Source organism: Carnobacterium funditum DSM 5970 (assembly GCF_000744185.1).
Classification (GTDB): domain Bacteria; phylum Bacillota; class Bacilli; order Lactobacillales; family Carnobacteriaceae; genus Carnobacterium_A; species Carnobacterium_A funditum.
Genome location: NZ_JQLL01000001.1, coordinates 15,956 through 30,908, shown reverse-complemented (window position 1 = coordinate 30,908; position 14,953 = coordinate 15,956). Strand labels below are relative to the sequence as shown.

Here is a 14,953-nt window from a genome sequence, read left to right as displayed (position 1 = left end):
CACCCTTGCTACAACCGTGTTTTTTCACTTATTCGATAAATACCCTTTACGTGTACAAAAAGAATCTCAATCTGTTATAGTTAAAGTGCCTAAACTAAACCATGAAAGAGGTTCTTTCAATGGCTACATTTCATGAGCTGGCTTGAATTTCCATTCTATTATCTCGCTTTAAAATAATAGTGGTGCTCTTTCAACTGACTCTGGTTTAATCTTAGCTAAAAAGTTTATGTGCACACTTAATTTTACAAAGGTACTGAAAGAAAATCATACTATCAAAGACCATCGTCTTTTTTACAAGCAGGAGAATCATTCAATCATTGAACACTTCTTATTCCAATTGATTGTAGGTTATAAAACAGATTCTTCATCGGACATATTATCTAACAATTCAATTTTTCAAAGTGTTTCAGATAAAGAACAGTTGCTTTTCAGCCCTCAATGTCTCGGTTATGGGATTGACTAAGCTAAGAAGACACAAATATTATAATGCCTAGTATTAAACGAATGGCTATCATCAAATGGTTGCCTGGGAAGGCTTAACAGAAGATTTTCTAAGAGTAGAACTGCGTTCTGGTAATATTTATAAACTTTAGGAGGAGTAAAATGAAAGAATTAAACTGGGGTATTTTAGGATTAGGTTCAATTGCAACAAGTTTTACTGTAGCCTTTACTGCAAAAGATGCAAAAATTTATGCCGTTGGTTCTCGTTCAATTGAAAAAGCTGAACAATTTGCAAAAGACCATGGAATCGAAAAAGCATATGGCAGCTATGATGACTTATTAAATGATCCTTCTATAAATGTGGTTTATATCGCTACGCCACACAGTCATCATGCAGACCTTATTATGAAAAGTTTAGCACATGGCAAGCATGTACTTTGCGAAAAAGCGATAGTGATGAACACCAAACAATTAGATGCTGCTATGAAACTTGCCAAAGAAAAAGAGTTAGTTTTGGCTGAAGCAATGACTATTTATCATATGCCACTTTATCAAGAACTTAAAAAAAGAACAGCTGATGGTGCACTTGGTAAATTAAAAATGATTCAAGTTTCTTTTGGTAGTTTAAAAGAAGCCGACCCATTGAACCGATTCTTTAATAAGGACATTGCTGGCGGTGCGTTATTAGACATTGGAACATATGCCTTATCTTTCGCTCGTTTCTTTTTATCCAGCCAGCCTAAAGAAGTTCTAACGACTGTTAACTTTTTTGAAACTGGAGTCGATGAAGAAGCTGGAATAATCTTAAAGAATGATGAGAATGAAATGGCTACAATCGCCATTACCTTTAGAGCAAAAATGCCTAAGCAAGGCGTGGTGGCTTTTGAAAAAGGGTATTTCACTGTAACTGATTTCCCAAGAGCTGATGAAGCGACGTTTACACATCCTGATGGGTCTGTTGAACGCATTCAAGCTGGAGATAAATCCCAAGCTTTGACTTACGAAATTTGTCACTTCAACGAAATCGTGCGGACTAAAAATGATACGAGTTCACTTAACTTAACCCATGATGTGATGGAAATAATGGATACTCTCAGAGAAAAATGGGACTTAAATTTCGACTTTGAATAGAAAAAAATCCGGTCTACTTATAAAAGTAGCCGGATTTCTTTCTATAGAATTTCTTGTAGCTCTCGGATACAATTTATTCTTATATCTGATTTTTGCATTTCTTCTTCTGTTCCGAATCCATAATTGCAACCTATGGTAACCAAATTATGATAGTGGCCAATCTCTAAATCATGGATGCGATCACCAACAATCAGACATTCTTCTTGGTACTGACTTTTAACTAAGGGAAATATCCTGTGTTTGGGAATAAAACCAACTTGTTCTGTACAGTACATTTCATCAAAGTAACGAGTCAATTGAAAAGTCTGCTGATGTGCTTTCATGTATGTCTGGCTACAATTACTTAAAAAGATAAGCTTATATCCCTTACCTTTTAAGTAAGTTAACGTTTTTAGTGCTTCTGGATAAAGTATCGCTTCTTTTGAGAGAACTTTTTCTAATAGTATTTTTCCTATTATTTTTGAAGCTGCAATCTGGTATTCTTTAGACAAATCTGGCATAAAGTTTTTCCACATCTCTTCACTGTTATAGCCTAACCACTTAGTGATTTCCTCATCTTGCCAGTCTTTTGGGACAGCTTTTTGATTTTCCATCAAATAATTATAAGCTTTTTTAAAGGCGGTAATATAATTTAGCGTACTATCATGTAAAGTGCCGTCGTAATCAAAAATAATAGTTCGACTATTCTTTAATCTTGATTTATCCATAACTAGACCTTACATGACTTTCAGTAGGTTAGCCATCTCAATGGCTGAAACTGCTGCTTCATATCCTTTATTCCCAGATTTGGTACCCGCGCGTTCAATTGCTTGCTCAATATTGTCTGTTGTTAAAACACCAAATATTATTGGTAAACCTGTATTCATTGATGCCGTAGCCACACCTTTTGAAACTTCTGAACACACATAATCGTAATGTGATGTAGCTCCTTTGATTACAGCACCTAACGTAATAATCGCATCATAATTCCCTGAATTCGCCATTTTTTGTGCAACTAACGGAATTTCATAAGCACCTGGTACCCACGCAATAGTAATTTCCTCTTCTAACATTCCGTGTCTTTTCAAGCCATCCACTGCTCCACTTAATAATTTTGATCCAATAAATTCATTAAAGCGTGCAATTACAATACCAACTTTTAAATCTTTTGCAATTAATTGTCCTTCGAATACGTTCATTTTAATTCCTCCATTTTCTTCTTTTTTGATAATAAACAGATTCTTGCCTTAGTAGTTTAAATAATGCTTCATTTCTTCTTGCTTAGTTTTTAGATAGGCCTTGTCTTCCATATAAGGCTCCATTTGAAGTGAAATTCTTTCCACGATATTTAAACCATATTTATTCATGCTTTCCACTTTCAGTGGATTATTGGTCATTAGACGTAGTTGAGAAACACCCAAATCATCAAAAATTTGTTTGCATTCATAGTACTCCCGTAAATCTGCTGGAAAGCCAAGTGCTAAATTAGCTTCAATGGTGTTGTGTCCTTGATCTTGAAGAGCGTAGGCTCTTATTTTATTAACTAGACCGATGCCACGACCTTCTTGACGCATGTACAATAAAATACCACGACCTTCGTCAGAAATCTGTTTCATTGCTGTATCCAGTTGTTGACCACAGTCGCATTTCTTAGAACCAAATACATCACCTGTCAAGCATTCAGAATGGATACGACACAATACTGGTTTTCCATCACTAATCTCTCCCATAATTAAAGCGACATGGTGTTCTCCAGTGATAGCATGTTCATAAGCATAAATCTCAAAATCGCCATATTTGGTTGGTAAGAATGCTTTAGATTGTCTAAAGATAACCTGTTCTTTGGTTTTACGGTATTCAATCAAATCAGCAATTGTCCCTATTTTCAACTTATGCTCTTTGGCCAAATCCAATAAATCATTTCTCCTGGCCATCGTTCCGTCCTCTTTTATGATTTCGCAACATAATCCAACCGGTTTTAAGCCTGCTAAACGCATTAAATCAACGGTAGCTTCTGTATGCCCATTTCTGGCTAAAACTCCTCCATCAACTGCTTCTAACGGGAACATATGACCCGGCCTTCTAAAGTCTGCTGGTTTTGCATCATCAGAAACTAATGTCATTGCCGTCAATGACCTTTCCGCCGCCGAAATCCCAGTTGTTGTATCTACATAATCCACCGAAACGGTAAAAGCTGTTTTGTGATTATCTGTATTGTCTTGAATCATTTGTGGCAATAGTAACTTCTTGGTATAGGCTTTAGTCATCGGCATACAAATTAAGCCTTTGGCATGGCTAGCCATAAAATTCACATTATCTGTAGTAGCGAATTCAGCAGCGCAAATAATATCTCCTTCGTTTTCTCTATCTTCATCATCTATTAATAAAATATTTTTTCCAGCTCTCAAATCAGTCAATAATTCTTCAATTGTATTAAACATGCTCTACCCCATTCTGGTCTAAAAGAACCCATTCTCTTTTAAAAATCCTTGCGTTACATGATTCTCTTGAGTCCGCTCTTTCGAATCGAGTCTTAATAGCTTCTCGACATATTTTCCAATCATATCGCATTCAAGATTTACAGTATCTCCGGGTTGCTTAGATAAAAGTCCCGTTTCTTCACCCGTGTGCGGAATAATTGAGACTTGGAAAGACTGGTCGTCCACAGTCACGACTGTCAAACTAACGCCATCAATAGCTATCGAACCTTTTTCAATAATGTACCTTAATAAATCAAGAGTTGTTTCAACCGTAATCCAAACGGCATTATCATCACGCCTGAATTCCTTTATCTTTCCTATTCCATCAATGTGACCATTGACAATATGCCCACCAAGACGTGTCTCAAGGCTTAGTGCCCGTTCTAAATTAACGTAGCTTCCAGAAATCAATTCCCCAATATTCGTCCTTTTCAAAGACTCCGACATAACGTCTGCTTCAAAAGAATCTTTTTCTATTTTCGTCACTGTCAAACAAATTCCATTAGTCGAGATACTATCTCCAATACGTGTTCCTTGCAACACTTTTTGACCTTTTATTTTAAGAACTGAACTCTTTTCACCTTTTTTGATTGATTTGATTGTTCCTATCTCTTCAATAATTCCAGTAAACATCTATTCCCTCCGATCGATTGCTTTTCTTTATTTATCAATATATCCTTCTACAAAAAGATCCTCACCTACCATCACCGTTTTTAGTCGCTTTATTTGAAAAGCACTTTTTAACGACAAAACGCCTTCTCCTTCAACAGCAGTTTTAGCATTTTTTCCTCCGATGATTTTTGGTGAAATATAGACTTGTACTTTGTCGACAATGCCTTCTTTTAAAGCTGAAAAATTCAAAGTAGCTCCACCTTCTAATAGAATACTATCGATACCCCTAGCGCCTAATCTCCTCATTAATTCACGCAAATTAACTCTTCCAAATTGCTCTTTGGTCACAATAACTTCAATACCCATTTTCTTTAACGTTTTCAGTTTTTCTCTACTAGCTCTTTTAGTCGTTGCGATAATTGTTTTAGCTTTATCCTGATAATGTAAAACAGTAGATACCATTGGAATTCTTAGTTGACTATCCACAACAATTCTAATAGGATTTTTGCTATTTGGCGTTCTAGAAGTTAATTGTGGGTTATCTCTGATGATGGTTTCAATGCCTACCATAATTCCAGCTAATTCATGTCGTAAGCCATGAACCTGTTCTCTAGCTGTTCTACTAGAAATCCACTGAGATTCACCCGTTACTGTCGCCGTTTTGCCGTCTAGTGACATCGCACTCTTCATCACCACAAAAGGTTCTTTAGTGACAATGTATTTTATAAAAACCTCATTCAATTGTTGGATTTCTACTTCTAACACACCGGTAATAACTTCAATGCCGTTGTTACGTAGCCTTTCAATTCCTTTTCCAGCAACTAATGGATTTGGATCGGTTATTCCAATAACGACTCGTTTGATGTTTTTTTCTATTAATAAGTCAGAACAGGGAGGGGTTTTACCAAAATGTGAACAGGGTTCTAATGTGACATATAAAGTTGCCCCTGAAACGCATTCGCTTGCTGATGCAATAGCCTTTACTTCTGCGTGTGGTTGACCATATTCCTCGTGGTATCCTTGTCCAATAACTCTTCCAGCTTTAACAATCACAGCACCCACTAAAGGATTTGGTGCCGTCCACCCTTTGCCTTTTCTTGCTAACTCTAATGCCATCCTCATATAAAATTCATCCACTGTTCTCACTCCATTCAAAAATAAAATCAAAAATAAAAAACCCAAGGAATTTTTCCTCAGGGTTTTGTCGTTTTTCGAATACAGAGATCAGCAAATAAGACCGCATACTATGTATTCGGTTGCTTTTGAACTCTTTAAACGCTGTCTTCTCTCATCCAGACTATAACTGTCGGCTTCGGAATCTAACCGAATCTGCCTTGCGGCTCGTGGGCTTTACCACCGGTAGGGATTTACGCCCTGCCCTGAAGACTATTCTATTTTTAAAACAGTACACAAAAAAGCCCTAGATTTTACATCCAGGGCTTTACTTACAGTCAAATAAGACTATTCTAACATTGCTTTATAAACTCATGATTTCTATTCACCCTAAATAAGATTAAAGTTATCGTAGTTTTTTTGCAATCACTTTGTCTTCTCTCATCCAGACTATAACTGTCGGCTTCGGAATCTAACCGAATCTGCCTTACGGCTCGTGGGCTTTACCACCGGTAGGGACTTGCACCCTGCCCTGAAGACTATTTTATTTTTATACTGTTTAGATTATACCGAAATACTGTAGATGTCAATCTATTTTGTAAACTTACCTTTCTATTGCGATTAAGATAAATAGACTGTCAACTTTATTTTTTAGTATTAAGCAGCTCTATCCTATTGCTAAGACTAATTTAGGCCATCATGTGTATTGCCCATCTAACCAAACTACTCTTCTTACTTTACTTCTTTAAAACAGCAACTACTTCAATTTCGCATAACCCTTTTAACGGAAGTTCTTGTACTGCAAAACAAGTCCGAGCTGGCTTATGTCCACCGAATTGTTCGCCATAAGCTTCATTAAATGCCTGGAAATGTTCCATTGTAGATAAATAACAAGTTGTCTTGACGACCTGTTGTAAAGACGAACCCGCAGTTTCCAAAACAGCGGAAAGATTCTTTATTGCTTGTTCTGTTTGTTCTTTGATATTATCTCCAATTAGCTTACCTGTTGTTGGGTCTACTCCTAGTTGACCCGCTGGGAAAATAAAGTCTCCAGCTTTAATAACCTGTGAATATGGGCCAATCGGTTCTGGTGCATTGTTTGTATGAATCGTCTCTAACATGTTCATTCCTCCTATGAATTCTTTACTCTAATAAGAGAAAGTTTTTTAAATTCCATCTTAAAAATGAGTCTATTGATTCATAACAACTCATTCCATTTTTTCTAATGTATTATTCTGCTTTTTTGCCTTTTTTATAGAAAATATCCATATCCTCTTTAGGAACCATACTTCCACCTGTTGCCCATGAAATATGTGTCGCATTTGTCATCTTATCGACTAAGTTGTTGACTTTCAAATATTCTTGCCCCGCTTGTGACTGCAACAAACGGATGGATCCGGGTAAACCAGCAATTGCAGCTGGCTCTAAATAGATCTCCTCTTGATCAATTAAAGCAGTCAGTAATTTATATGTTTCGTTATCATCTATCGTATATGATCCACTGAAGAAATTTTCTAATACTTTAGCAACAAAACCTGATGTACGTGGAACAGCTAAACCATCAGCAACTGTTAACCCATCTAAACCAATATCTTTAACGGATATTTCATTGTATTTACCAGTAATTAAGCCAACGAGCATCGAAGGAACATGTGTTGGTTCAGCAAAGAAACAATGAACGTTATCCCCATAAATCTGTTTCAAACCAAATGTAACGCCACCTGGAGATCCACCAATGCCACAAGGCAAGTACACAAATAACGGATGGTCTGCATCTACTAAAATATTTTTTTCGCTTAATTGTTTCTTCAATCTACTCCCAGCTACTGTATACCCTAAGAATAACTCACGAGAATGTTCGTCATCAACAAAATAACTAGTTGGATCTAAATCAGATTGCTGACGCCCTTCAGTTACCGCTTTCGTAAAATCAGATTCGTGTTCAATCACGACCACTCCTCGACTTCTTAAAAAGTTCTTTTTCCATTGTTTTGCTTCAACTGACATATGGACAATTACTTCAAAACCTAATTTTGCTCCAACTGTTCCAACACTAATACCCAAATTGCCTGTCGTTCCAACAGTTATTTTGTAGTTAGAAAAGAATGTTTTGAATTTATCACTTGCAAAAACAGCATAATCTTCCTCTATCGAAGTCAATAAACCCTGTTCCAACGCTAAATCTTCTGCATGCTTTAAGACCTCATAGATGGCTCCGCGTGCTTTTACTGTTCCAGCAATTGGTAGTAAATCATCCCGTTTCAACCATACTTTTCCTTCAATCGTTCCTTTACATTCTTCTTCAAGATAAGCTTTCATATGAGGTATTTCTGTAATAGGTGATTCTATAATTCCGTCAGTTGGAGCTGTATCTGGAAAAACTATTTTTAAATAAGAGGCAAATCGAGTTAATCGAGCATCTGCATCTGCAATATCCATTTTTGAAATACTAGACTTTTCTGCTGCTTTTTCAAATACCTCTTTATTAGGATTAATCCAAAATACTTCTTTTGCTGCTTTAATATCTTTAAATAAAGGTGTCCCTTCTAAATTCATGTTCGTTTCCTCCATTACTAAGCTGGTTCTCATTAATAAAAACTCCTCTTCTATTAGCTGATTTTTTTAATAGGCATTCCTATCTTAACGAGTAACTATTTGCTTCCTCTTTCTTAATAATCTGCTTTAATAGCAACTGATTTTTTAATTTCTTTAACGGTTTCTAAAACTGGTTCTTTTGCATTAATATTCCCAGATCTAATTTGATCGGCTGTTTTAATTTTGAAGTTTCTAAAGATATGCGCACCTATAAAACCACTAATTGTACTAACAATCATACAAGCTAAAGCTGCGATTAATACTTTCCCTGCAGGATTATAAGCGAACATAACTGCAAAGCCGGCTATGGGCGTTGCTGTTCCTGGGGTGTTATTAACTAATCCCATTATCGATACAATTATACCACTTGCTGCTCCACCGATAAAATTTGTAGCATAAACTGGTATCGGATTTGCTGAAATGATATCTGCTTGCGTTAAAGGCTCTATCGCTACTGAAATAGTATCTTTTTTGCTTCCAAATTTCATTTTACTAAATAACACATAATTTAGAAAGGATGAACCAAAAACGGCTAGTGCACCAATAGCCATTGGAACCCCTGTTAATCCTAACATCGCTGTTAAAGCCATTGAGCTTAGTGGAGCTGTGGCAACTACCGTCATAATCCCTCCTAAAATAATTCCCATCATAATCGGACTTGTATTAGCTGTAGCAGTTAGTATTTCTCCAATTTGCATCAATGTTGCATCTACCACTGGCGACGTTAGTGATCCTATTAAACGAGCAAGTGGTGCTGCAACAACAATGATAACAATTAAGTCTAATCCACCGGGTATTTTTTTCTCCATGTATATAATAATAAATGAAATTAAGTATCCTGCAATAAATCCTGGTAAAATTCCAAATCCTGATAAAGAAAGACCGACAAGTACCGCATACACAGGCGAAACTCCTAATGCCAAAGGCACTAAAATAGCTGCGGCTACTCCTCCAAGACTTCCATTTGCTCCTCCAACCTCTTTTAGAAATTCAATATTCAATATATTTCCGAAAAAAGCTAAGTGAAAAGCTTCAACCAAAAAACTAGCACAAGCAGCACTGGCTAATGCTCCCATAGCTTTAGATCCTTGAGGAGCTTTGTAATTGAATAAAGTGAAGAATACTAAAACCAATAGTAATAATAATGTTCCAAATAAAATGTCCATATTATCCTCCAGTATATTATTTAATTCATTCTTAATTTAACAACATCCTCATTGCCAGTAAGCGATTACAATTTCATTTAAAAAATAATTCTCTTCTAAAATCGACTCCTTTTTCAAATCATATTTATAATTTTTTATAACATAAATAATAATTTATTATCATAATTACACTTTATCTTATTATTTTGTCCTTGTCAATGGTTTTAATGATAATTTATTATTAATCTAAACTATTATTAAAATACCAGTTGTGTTTTCTTCTATCTTGGCTTAAAATCTAATTAAGTTATCTTTTACTTCATTATTTATTTCGATACATTTTACTATAGAAGGAGTTCGCTGCCAATTGGAAAAAGAGATTATGGAACAGTATAAAAAAATCGTCTATTACTTCGGTGAACTTTTGGGTCCTACATATGAAGTTATTTTACACGTTCTTACTTCTGAAAAAGATTCTTATATCGGAGCTATCGCTAACGGAGAATTAAGCGGTAGGAGTTTAAATGCTCCATTAACTGACTTTGCGTTAAATTTGATTGAAGATAAGGTTTACTTAGAAAAAGATTTCATTACTGGGTATAAAGGTACTATGTCTAATGGAAGAGAATTCCGCTCTTCAACTTTATTTATTAAAGATCCAGCTGGAAAACTGACTGGTTTATTGTGTATTAACTTTGATGTTGATCAATACAAATACATCGCTAAAGATATCTTAAGCCTTGCTCAAATCATCTTGCCTTTGAATGATCTAACCGCTAGTCATACAACCCCCTATATTGAAAATTTTTCAAATTCTGTTCGAGATATCATTTTAACCGTCATTGACTCTAAATTATTAAGTCCAGATATTAAATTATCTCAAAATCAAAAAATTGAGATTATCGAAATTTTAGAGGAAAAAGGTGTTTTTCAAATCAAGGGTGCTGTTGTTGAAGTCGCTGCTACTTTGAATATCTCAGAAGCAAGCGTCTACCGATACTTACAAACGGTCATGCGTAAAAAAGAAGCAAACTAGTTTTCTATTTCAAGGTTATTAATAAGCTAGCCTGTTTCAGACGAAAAAACCTCTATTGAAATGGACATCCATTTCAACAGAGGTTTTTCTGTTTGCTTATTTCACTATTTTTTAATTTTGATTTCCCCTACCATTAGCGCTGTGTTGAAATTAATTAAACAAACCAACGATTGCATCCCAAATTTGACTAAAGAAATTCCCAACTTTCTCTAGCATTCCGCTGTCTTTAGCTTCTTGAAGAGCATCACCAAATTTAGATTGAACTGAATCTGATAGTTTTAGCAATTGCTCTTTTACTTGTGCCGAATCAATAGCGCTTGTCTGTTGGTATTTTTCAAACAATGCCATCAATTGATTGATTTGATCTTGTGTTACCACATTCTCTAATTGGTTATTTTTTAAAGCATCGTTTATGATACGTTCAATATCTTCTTTCGTTGCTAATTCACCTTGTTTTTCTTTTAAATCTGCTAATTCTTGTTTTATTTCGATAATCGCTTGGTCGAATTTTGCAGAATCAAAACCAGATTTATCAGCATTTTCTTGTGCAATTTCATTTGTTGTTTCTAATTCATTTTGAGCAACTTCCATGCGATTCTGGTCAAGATCTTCTCCATTAACATCAAAAGCTTTGTAAATGCCTGTTAGTGCACTCTCTCCTGTGACTTTCCGGACACTCGCTACAACAATTTCAGCATCATTTACACCTGCTGTTATAGCGGCGTTAGCATACTGGTCTTGCGTAATCTGTGTGATGTTTTCTGGTGTTTCAATCGTTACTTTGACACCTTTGCCTGAGTCTTCTTTTTGGACTAAGACAGATGAAATCATATTAGCTGTATTGCCTGATCCTTCTTTTAGATAATTAACTAAATCAGAGCCGGTAACCGCCACACTTGCTACATTTTCAGGATTATCAATGCCTAGTAATTTTTCAGTTTCTTTAATTTGGTTATCAGATAGGCCTCCGCCATATACAAAAGTCGGTTTTCCCCATTTTTCGTCTGTCACGGTCGTATCAATATCGCCTGTTGCAGCCTGAGTGATTGCAGGGGCTACAGAAACTATTGCTCCTAAAAGACTGACTGATGCAATTAGTGTTATACTAATTTTTTTAAATTTATTCATGTTCATCCCAACCTCCACTTCATTGTTTTAATCTCTTTATTCGTTTCATTTTACACTATATCGTTTCCTTTTGTCTCCTACTTAAGTCTGAAATGTAAGTGAGAAACCCTAAAAAACCCGTAGAAAGGGGCTGAGATAAAAGTCCTAGCCCCATTCTACGGGTTTTTTTATAGTCTTTATTTTATTTTCCTTCTTTAAATGTTGCAGAACTAACCGTATATCCTTCAGTTGCTAAAATTTCTTTGATTTCATCGGTATTTGCGCTATCCATTTGGATAACAACTTGAGTATTTTCGTTTTGACGGTAAACCGCAATTTGATTGATACTAACTTGATCTTCAGCAAGGATAGTCGTAATATCTTCTAAAATACCAGAATGGTCTTTTGCGATATCAATGACGATTCGACTGCCCTTGTTATTGTAACCCATGACATCAATAAATGCTCTAAATAAATCTTTGTCTGTGATAATACCAATAACGTTATCCTTGTTTTCAACAACTGGCAGCACACCTACATTATTTTCTAACATAAGAGCTGCTGCTGTTTCTAATAAATCTTCTGCTTTAATCGTAATAACTTGTTTACGCATAATATCTCCAACTGTTGTCTTAGTCAACAAATAGTTCATTTCATGGATGCTTAAGCTCGTTGCGGTCGATGGCGAATTTTCTTGGATAATCTCTTCTGTAATCAACCCGACCATTTTCTCGTTTCGAATGACTGGTAAACGATGAAAGTCATGCTCTTTCATGATATCAAGAGCTTCTAGGACTTTCAAGTCTTCAGATACGGTGACAACAGTTGACGTCATATAATTTTTTACATTCATTGTATTTATCCTCCCAAATAGGCTTTTTGGACATCATCACTAGCCAATAATTCTTTTCCCGTTCCACTTTGCACAACTCTTCCAGTCTCTAATACATAGCCTTGTTGTGCAATTTCTAATGCTACTTTAGCATTTTGTTCAATTAGTAACACAGTTGTTCCTTGGTCATTGATCATTTTGATAATATTAAATATTTCTTTGATAAAAATAGGCGCTAGCCCCATCGAAGGCTCATCCAATAGTAATAATTTAGGTCGAGACATTAAAGCCCGCCCCATTGCCACCATTTGTTGTTCTCCACCGGATAATGTAGCGGTATCTTGTTTTTTACGTTCTTCTAAAATTGGAAATCTCTCGAAAACCATTTTCAAGTCTTTTTGAATACCTACTTTATCTTTACGTAAAAAAGCACCCATTTCTAGATTCTCTAGTACTGTCATGCCACCAAAAATATGGCGACCTTCGGGTACTTGAGAAATACCTAACTCAACAATTTTTTTAGTTGATTCTTTTTGAATCGGTTTTCCTTGGTAGATGATCTCTCCTGCTGTTGGCCGATGTAACCCAGATATCGCTTTTAAAATCGTTGATTTACCAGCCCCGTTTGCGCCTATTAACGATACAATCTCGCCTTCATTCACTTTAAAGTTTACCTCTTTAGTTGCTTTTATGACACCGTAATGAACGGTTAAATCTTTTACTACTAACATGACTAATCACCACCTAAATAAGCCTTAATAACGGCTTTATTATTTTTGATTTCAGCTGGCGTTCCATGAGCAATCATCCGGCCATATTCCAATACATAAATTCGTTCACAAACATTCATTACCAATGACATGTCATGTTCAATCAGTAAAACAGTTATTTTGAAGTCTCTTTGAATCTGACGAATTAAATCCGTTAAATCAGCTGTTTCTTGCGGATTCATTCCCGCTGCTGGCTCATCTAAAAATAAAATTTTAGGTTTAGTTGCTAGTGCGCGGACAATTTCTAATCGTCTTTGTTCTCCATAAGGCAAGTTTTTTGCTAACTCCGTTATTTTATTTTCTAAATTAAAAATTTTAAGTAATTCGATGGCTTCGTTTTTCATTCTTTCCTCAGAGGCGTAAAATCGAGGGGTTCGGAATAACCCAGCCAGTGTTCCAACTTTATTTTTAGCATGCATAGCAATCAATACGTTGTCTAAGACCGTTAGATCTTTGAATAAGCGAATATTTTGAAAGGTTCTGCCTAAACCCATATCCGTAATTTTATAGGTTTTCTTTCCAATTAACGACTGCTTTTTTCCCTCTGTTTTTAAATCTATCCTGCCTTCTGTTGGTTCGTATACTCCTGTTAATAAGTTAAATAAAGTCGTTTTACCGGCTCCGTTTGGTCCAATCAAACCAACCAATTCATTGGATTGGAGTTCCATAGTTACCATAGACACGGCTGCTAGCCCACCAAAGTTCTTTGTCAATTTTGTTACTTCTAATAAACTCATTTTATTTCCTCCTTTTTATTAGGAGTGGTTTTCTTCTTTTTTTTCATTAATCTTGAAATCGTAAATTCCTTCGTTCCAAATAATCCTGACGGTTTGAAAATCATGATGGCGATTAAGGCAAGCGAGTAAAGAATCATCCGTAATTGTCCAAACGGTTGTAAGAAAACATTAATGATACCTAAGACAATCGCTGCTATGACACTTCCTGTTATACTTCCTAATCCACCGAAAACCACAATAATTAAAATATCAATTGATTTCATAAATGTAAAGTCCGCTGGACGAATAACACTAAAGTAAGTAGCATGTAGTCCACCAGCTACTGCTGCTGTAGCTGCACCGATTACAAAGGCAATGGTTTTATATTTAGTTGTATTCACTCCCATAGCTTCAGCGGCAATCTCATCTTCACGAATCGCAATCGTTGCTCTTCCAGCACTACTCTTAATGTAATTAACAACAATTATCAACGTTAGCACAACAAAAATAAAGGCTAACTGCCAAGTCGTCAAATAAGGAATATCGCTTAAACCGGCTGCTCCATTCGTTAAACTTCCCATATTTAAAATAACGATTCTAATAATTTCAGCAACCCCTAATGTAGCTATGGCTAAATAATCGCCTTTTAAACGAAGAGTTGGAATTCCAACAATCAATGCAACGACTCCTGCAATTATAGCGCCAAGTATAATCCCTAAAAATAAGCCTAGTAACGTTGGGATTTTAATGGTCATGATGGCTGTACAATAAGCGCCAATAGCCATAAATCCAGCATGTCCTAAAGAAAATTGACCAGAAAACCCTATAATTAAATTTAATCCAACAGCTAAAATAATATTGATTAAGATTGTCATTAACGTGATTTCATAAAAAGCATCTATTATACCCGCAAAAACAAGAAGTTGAATGGCAAGAAAGGCAACTGCGATAAAAATGAGCCAGCCAAGATTGGTTTTATTCCATTGCTTCATTTTT

At 35.7% G+C, this 14,953-nt stretch carries 15 protein-coding genes, 1 pseudogene and 2 riboswitches; of the genes and pseudogenes, 3 read left to right on the top strand and 13 right to left on the bottom strand.

What is annotated here, in order from left to right; all coding sequences use genetic code 11:
- Window positions 1-193 precede the first annotated feature (193 nt).
- Together BR44_RS12115 and BR44_RS00135 are read left to right on the top strand one after the other, a co-directional pair.
- Window positions 194-463, top strand: a pseudogene (locus tag BR44_RS12115) (hypothetical protein); the annotation flags it as partial.
- Window positions 464-603: 140 nt separating this feature from the next.
- Complete coding sequence (locus BR44_RS00135; RefSeq protein WP_034549532.1) at window positions 604-1,572, top strand: Gfo/Idh/MocA family protein; 969 nt, start codon at window positions 604-606, stop codon at window positions 1,570-1,572.
- 41 nt (window positions 1,573-1,613) lie between these two features.
- On the opposite strand, the gene BR44_RS00130 is transcribed toward BR44_RS00135, so the two are convergent.
- The 8 genes from BR44_RS00130 to BR44_RS00095 all read right to left on the bottom strand — a co-directional run bounded on the left by BR44_RS00130 (window position 1,614) and on the right by BR44_RS00095 (window position 9,517).
- A complete protein-coding gene (locus BR44_RS00130) occupies window positions 1,614-2,279 on the bottom strand; it encodes an HAD family hydrolase (protein ID WP_034549531.1) in 666 nt (221 codons plus the stop codon).
- A 9-nt stretch (window positions 2,280-2,288) separates the two neighbouring features.
- Window positions 2,289-2,750 carry a 6,7-dimethyl-8-ribityllumazine synthase gene (gene ribH, locus BR44_RS00125; protein ID WP_034549530.1) on the bottom strand — a complete coding sequence of 154 codons (462 nt, stop codon included), beginning with the start codon at window positions 2,748-2,750 and terminating at the stop codon, window positions 2,289-2,291.
- Window positions 2,751-2,798: 48 nt separating this feature from the next.
- Complete coding sequence (locus BR44_RS00120) at window positions 2,799-3,992, bottom strand: bifunctional 3,4-dihydroxy-2-butanone-4-phosphate synthase/GTP cyclohydrolase II (RefSeq protein ID WP_034549529.1); 1,194 nt, start codon at window positions 3,990-3,992, stop codon at window positions 2,799-2,801.
- Between the two features lie 18 nt (window positions 3,993-4,010).
- Window positions 4,011-4,664 (bottom strand): riboflavin synthase, encoded by a 654-nt coding sequence (locus tag BR44_RS00115; RefSeq protein ID WP_034549528.1) that lies wholly within the window; start codon window positions 4,662-4,664, stop codon window positions 4,011-4,013.
- A 27-nt stretch (window positions 4,665-4,691) separates the two neighbouring features.
- Window positions 4,692-5,780: a bifunctional diaminohydroxyphosphoribosylaminopyrimidine deaminase/5-amino-6-(5-phosphoribosylamino)uracil reductase RibD gene (gene ribD / locus BR44_RS00110; RefSeq protein ID WP_034552724.1), complete on the bottom strand. Its 1,089-nt coding sequence runs from the start codon at window positions 5,778-5,780 to the stop codon at window positions 4,692-4,694.
- Between the two features lie 139 nt (window positions 5,781-5,919).
- A riboswitch (FMN riboswitch) is annotated at window positions 5,920-6,034 on the bottom strand.
- 151 nt (window positions 6,035-6,185) lie between these two features.
- Window positions 6,186-6,300, bottom strand: a riboswitch (FMN riboswitch).
- A 193-nt stretch (window positions 6,301-6,493) separates the two neighbouring features.
- Window positions 6,494-6,877: a RidA family protein gene (locus tag BR44_RS00105; protein ID WP_034549527.1), complete on the bottom strand. Its 384-nt coding sequence runs from the start codon at window positions 6,875-6,877 to the stop codon at window positions 6,494-6,496.
- Window positions 6,878-6,986: 109 nt separating this feature from the next.
- Window positions 6,987-8,345 (bottom strand): D-serine ammonia-lyase, encoded by a 1,359-nt coding sequence (locus BR44_RS00100; RefSeq protein WP_034549526.1) that lies wholly within the window; start codon window positions 8,343-8,345, stop codon window positions 6,987-6,989.
- 80 nt (window positions 8,346-8,425) lie between these two features.
- The gene (locus tag BR44_RS00095) at window positions 8,426-9,517 is read right to left on the bottom strand and encodes a PTS sugar transporter subunit IIC (protein WP_034549525.1); all 1,092 of its coding nucleotides are present in this window, start codon (window positions 9,515-9,517) and stop codon (window positions 8,426-8,428) included.
- A gap of 346 nt (window positions 9,518-9,863) precedes the next feature.
- On the opposite strand from BR44_RS00095, the gene BR44_RS00090 reads away from it, so the two are divergent.
- Window positions 9,864-10,532: a helix-turn-helix transcriptional regulator gene (locus BR44_RS00090; protein WP_034549524.1), complete on the top strand. Its 669-nt coding sequence runs from the start codon at window positions 9,864-9,866 to the stop codon at window positions 10,530-10,532.
- Between the two features lie 150 nt (window positions 10,533-10,682).
- Here the strand turns inward: BR44_RS00090 and BR44_RS00085 are convergent, their stop codons facing one another.
- The 5 genes from BR44_RS00085 to BR44_RS00065 all read right to left on the bottom strand — a co-directional run bounded on the left by BR44_RS00085 (window position 10,683) and on the right by BR44_RS00065 (window position 14,949).
- Window positions 10,683-11,660, bottom strand: a complete 978-nt coding sequence (locus BR44_RS00085) for a DUF1002 domain-containing protein (protein WP_034549523.1) — start codon at window positions 11,658-11,660, stop codon at window positions 10,683-10,685.
- A gap of 181 nt (window positions 11,661-11,841) precedes the next feature.
- Window positions 11,842-12,492, bottom strand: coding sequence for a CBS and ACT domain-containing protein (locus BR44_RS00080; RefSeq protein WP_034549522.1), 651 nt, complete (start codon window positions 12,490-12,492; stop codon window positions 11,842-11,844).
- A gap of 5 nt (window positions 12,493-12,497) precedes the next feature.
- On the bottom strand, window positions 12,498-13,202 hold the full coding sequence (locus BR44_RS00075) for an ABC transporter ATP-binding protein (RefSeq protein ID WP_034549518.1): 705 nt from the start codon (window positions 13,200-13,202) through the stop codon (window positions 12,498-12,500).
- A 2-nt stretch (window positions 13,203-13,204) separates the two neighbouring features.
- Window positions 13,205-13,978, bottom strand: a complete 774-nt coding sequence (locus BR44_RS00070) for an ABC transporter ATP-binding protein (RefSeq protein ID WP_034549515.1) — start codon at window positions 13,976-13,978, stop codon at window positions 13,205-13,207.
- Window positions 13,975-14,949, bottom strand: a complete 975-nt coding sequence (locus BR44_RS00065; protein ID WP_034552721.1) for a branched-chain amino acid ABC transporter permease — start codon at window positions 14,947-14,949, stop codon at window positions 13,975-13,977. The genes BR44_RS00070 and BR44_RS00065 overlap by 4 nt, the downstream gene beginning before the upstream one ends.
- Window positions 14,950-14,953 lie beyond the last annotated feature (4 nt).

Coding starts and splice junctions, on each gene's coding strand:
- BR44_RS00135 (WP_034549532.1), top strand. CDS start 604: ATGAAAGAATTAAACTGGGGTATTTTAGGATTAGGTTCAATTGCAACA.
- BR44_RS00130 (WP_034549531.1), bottom strand. CDS start 2,279: ATGGATAAATCAAGATTAAAGAATAGTCGAACTATTATTTTTGATTAC.
- ribH (WP_034549530.1), bottom strand. CDS start 2,750: ATGAACGTATTCGAAGGACAATTAATTGCAAAAGATTTAAAAGTTGGT.
- BR44_RS00120 (WP_034549529.1), bottom strand. CDS start 3,992: ATGTTTAATACAATTGAAGAATTATTGACTGATTTGAGAGCTGGAAAA.
- BR44_RS00115 (WP_034549528.1), bottom strand. CDS start 4,664: ATGTTTACTGGAATTATTGAAGAGATAGGAACAATCAAATCAATCAAA.
- BR44_RS00105 (WP_034549527.1), bottom strand. CDS start 6,877: ATGTTAGAGACGATTCATACAAACAATGCACCAGAACCGATTGGCCCA.
- BR44_RS00100 (WP_034549526.1), bottom strand. CDS start 8,345: ATGAGAACCAGCTTAGTAATGGAGGAAACGAACATGAATTTAGAAGGG.
- BR44_RS00095 (WP_034549525.1), bottom strand. CDS start 9,517: ATGGACATTTTATTTGGAACATTATTATTACTATTGGTTTTAGTATTC.
- BR44_RS00085 (WP_034549523.1), bottom strand. CDS start 11,660: ATGAATAAATTTAAAAAAATTAGTATAACACTAATTGCATCAGTCAGT.
- BR44_RS00080 (WP_034549522.1), bottom strand. CDS start 12,492: ATGAATGTAAAAAATTATATGACGTCAACTGTTGTCACCGTATCTGAA.
- BR44_RS00075 (WP_034549518.1), bottom strand. CDS start 13,202: ATGTTAGTAGTAAAAGATTTAACCGTTCATTACGGTGTCATAAAAGCA.
- BR44_RS00070 (WP_034549515.1), bottom strand. CDS start 13,978: ATGAGTTTATTAGAAGTAACAAAATTGACAAAGAACTTTGGTGGGCTA.
- BR44_RS00065 (WP_034552721.1), bottom strand. CDS start 14,949: ATGAAGCAATGGAATAAAACCAATCTTGGCTGGCTCATTTTTATCGCA.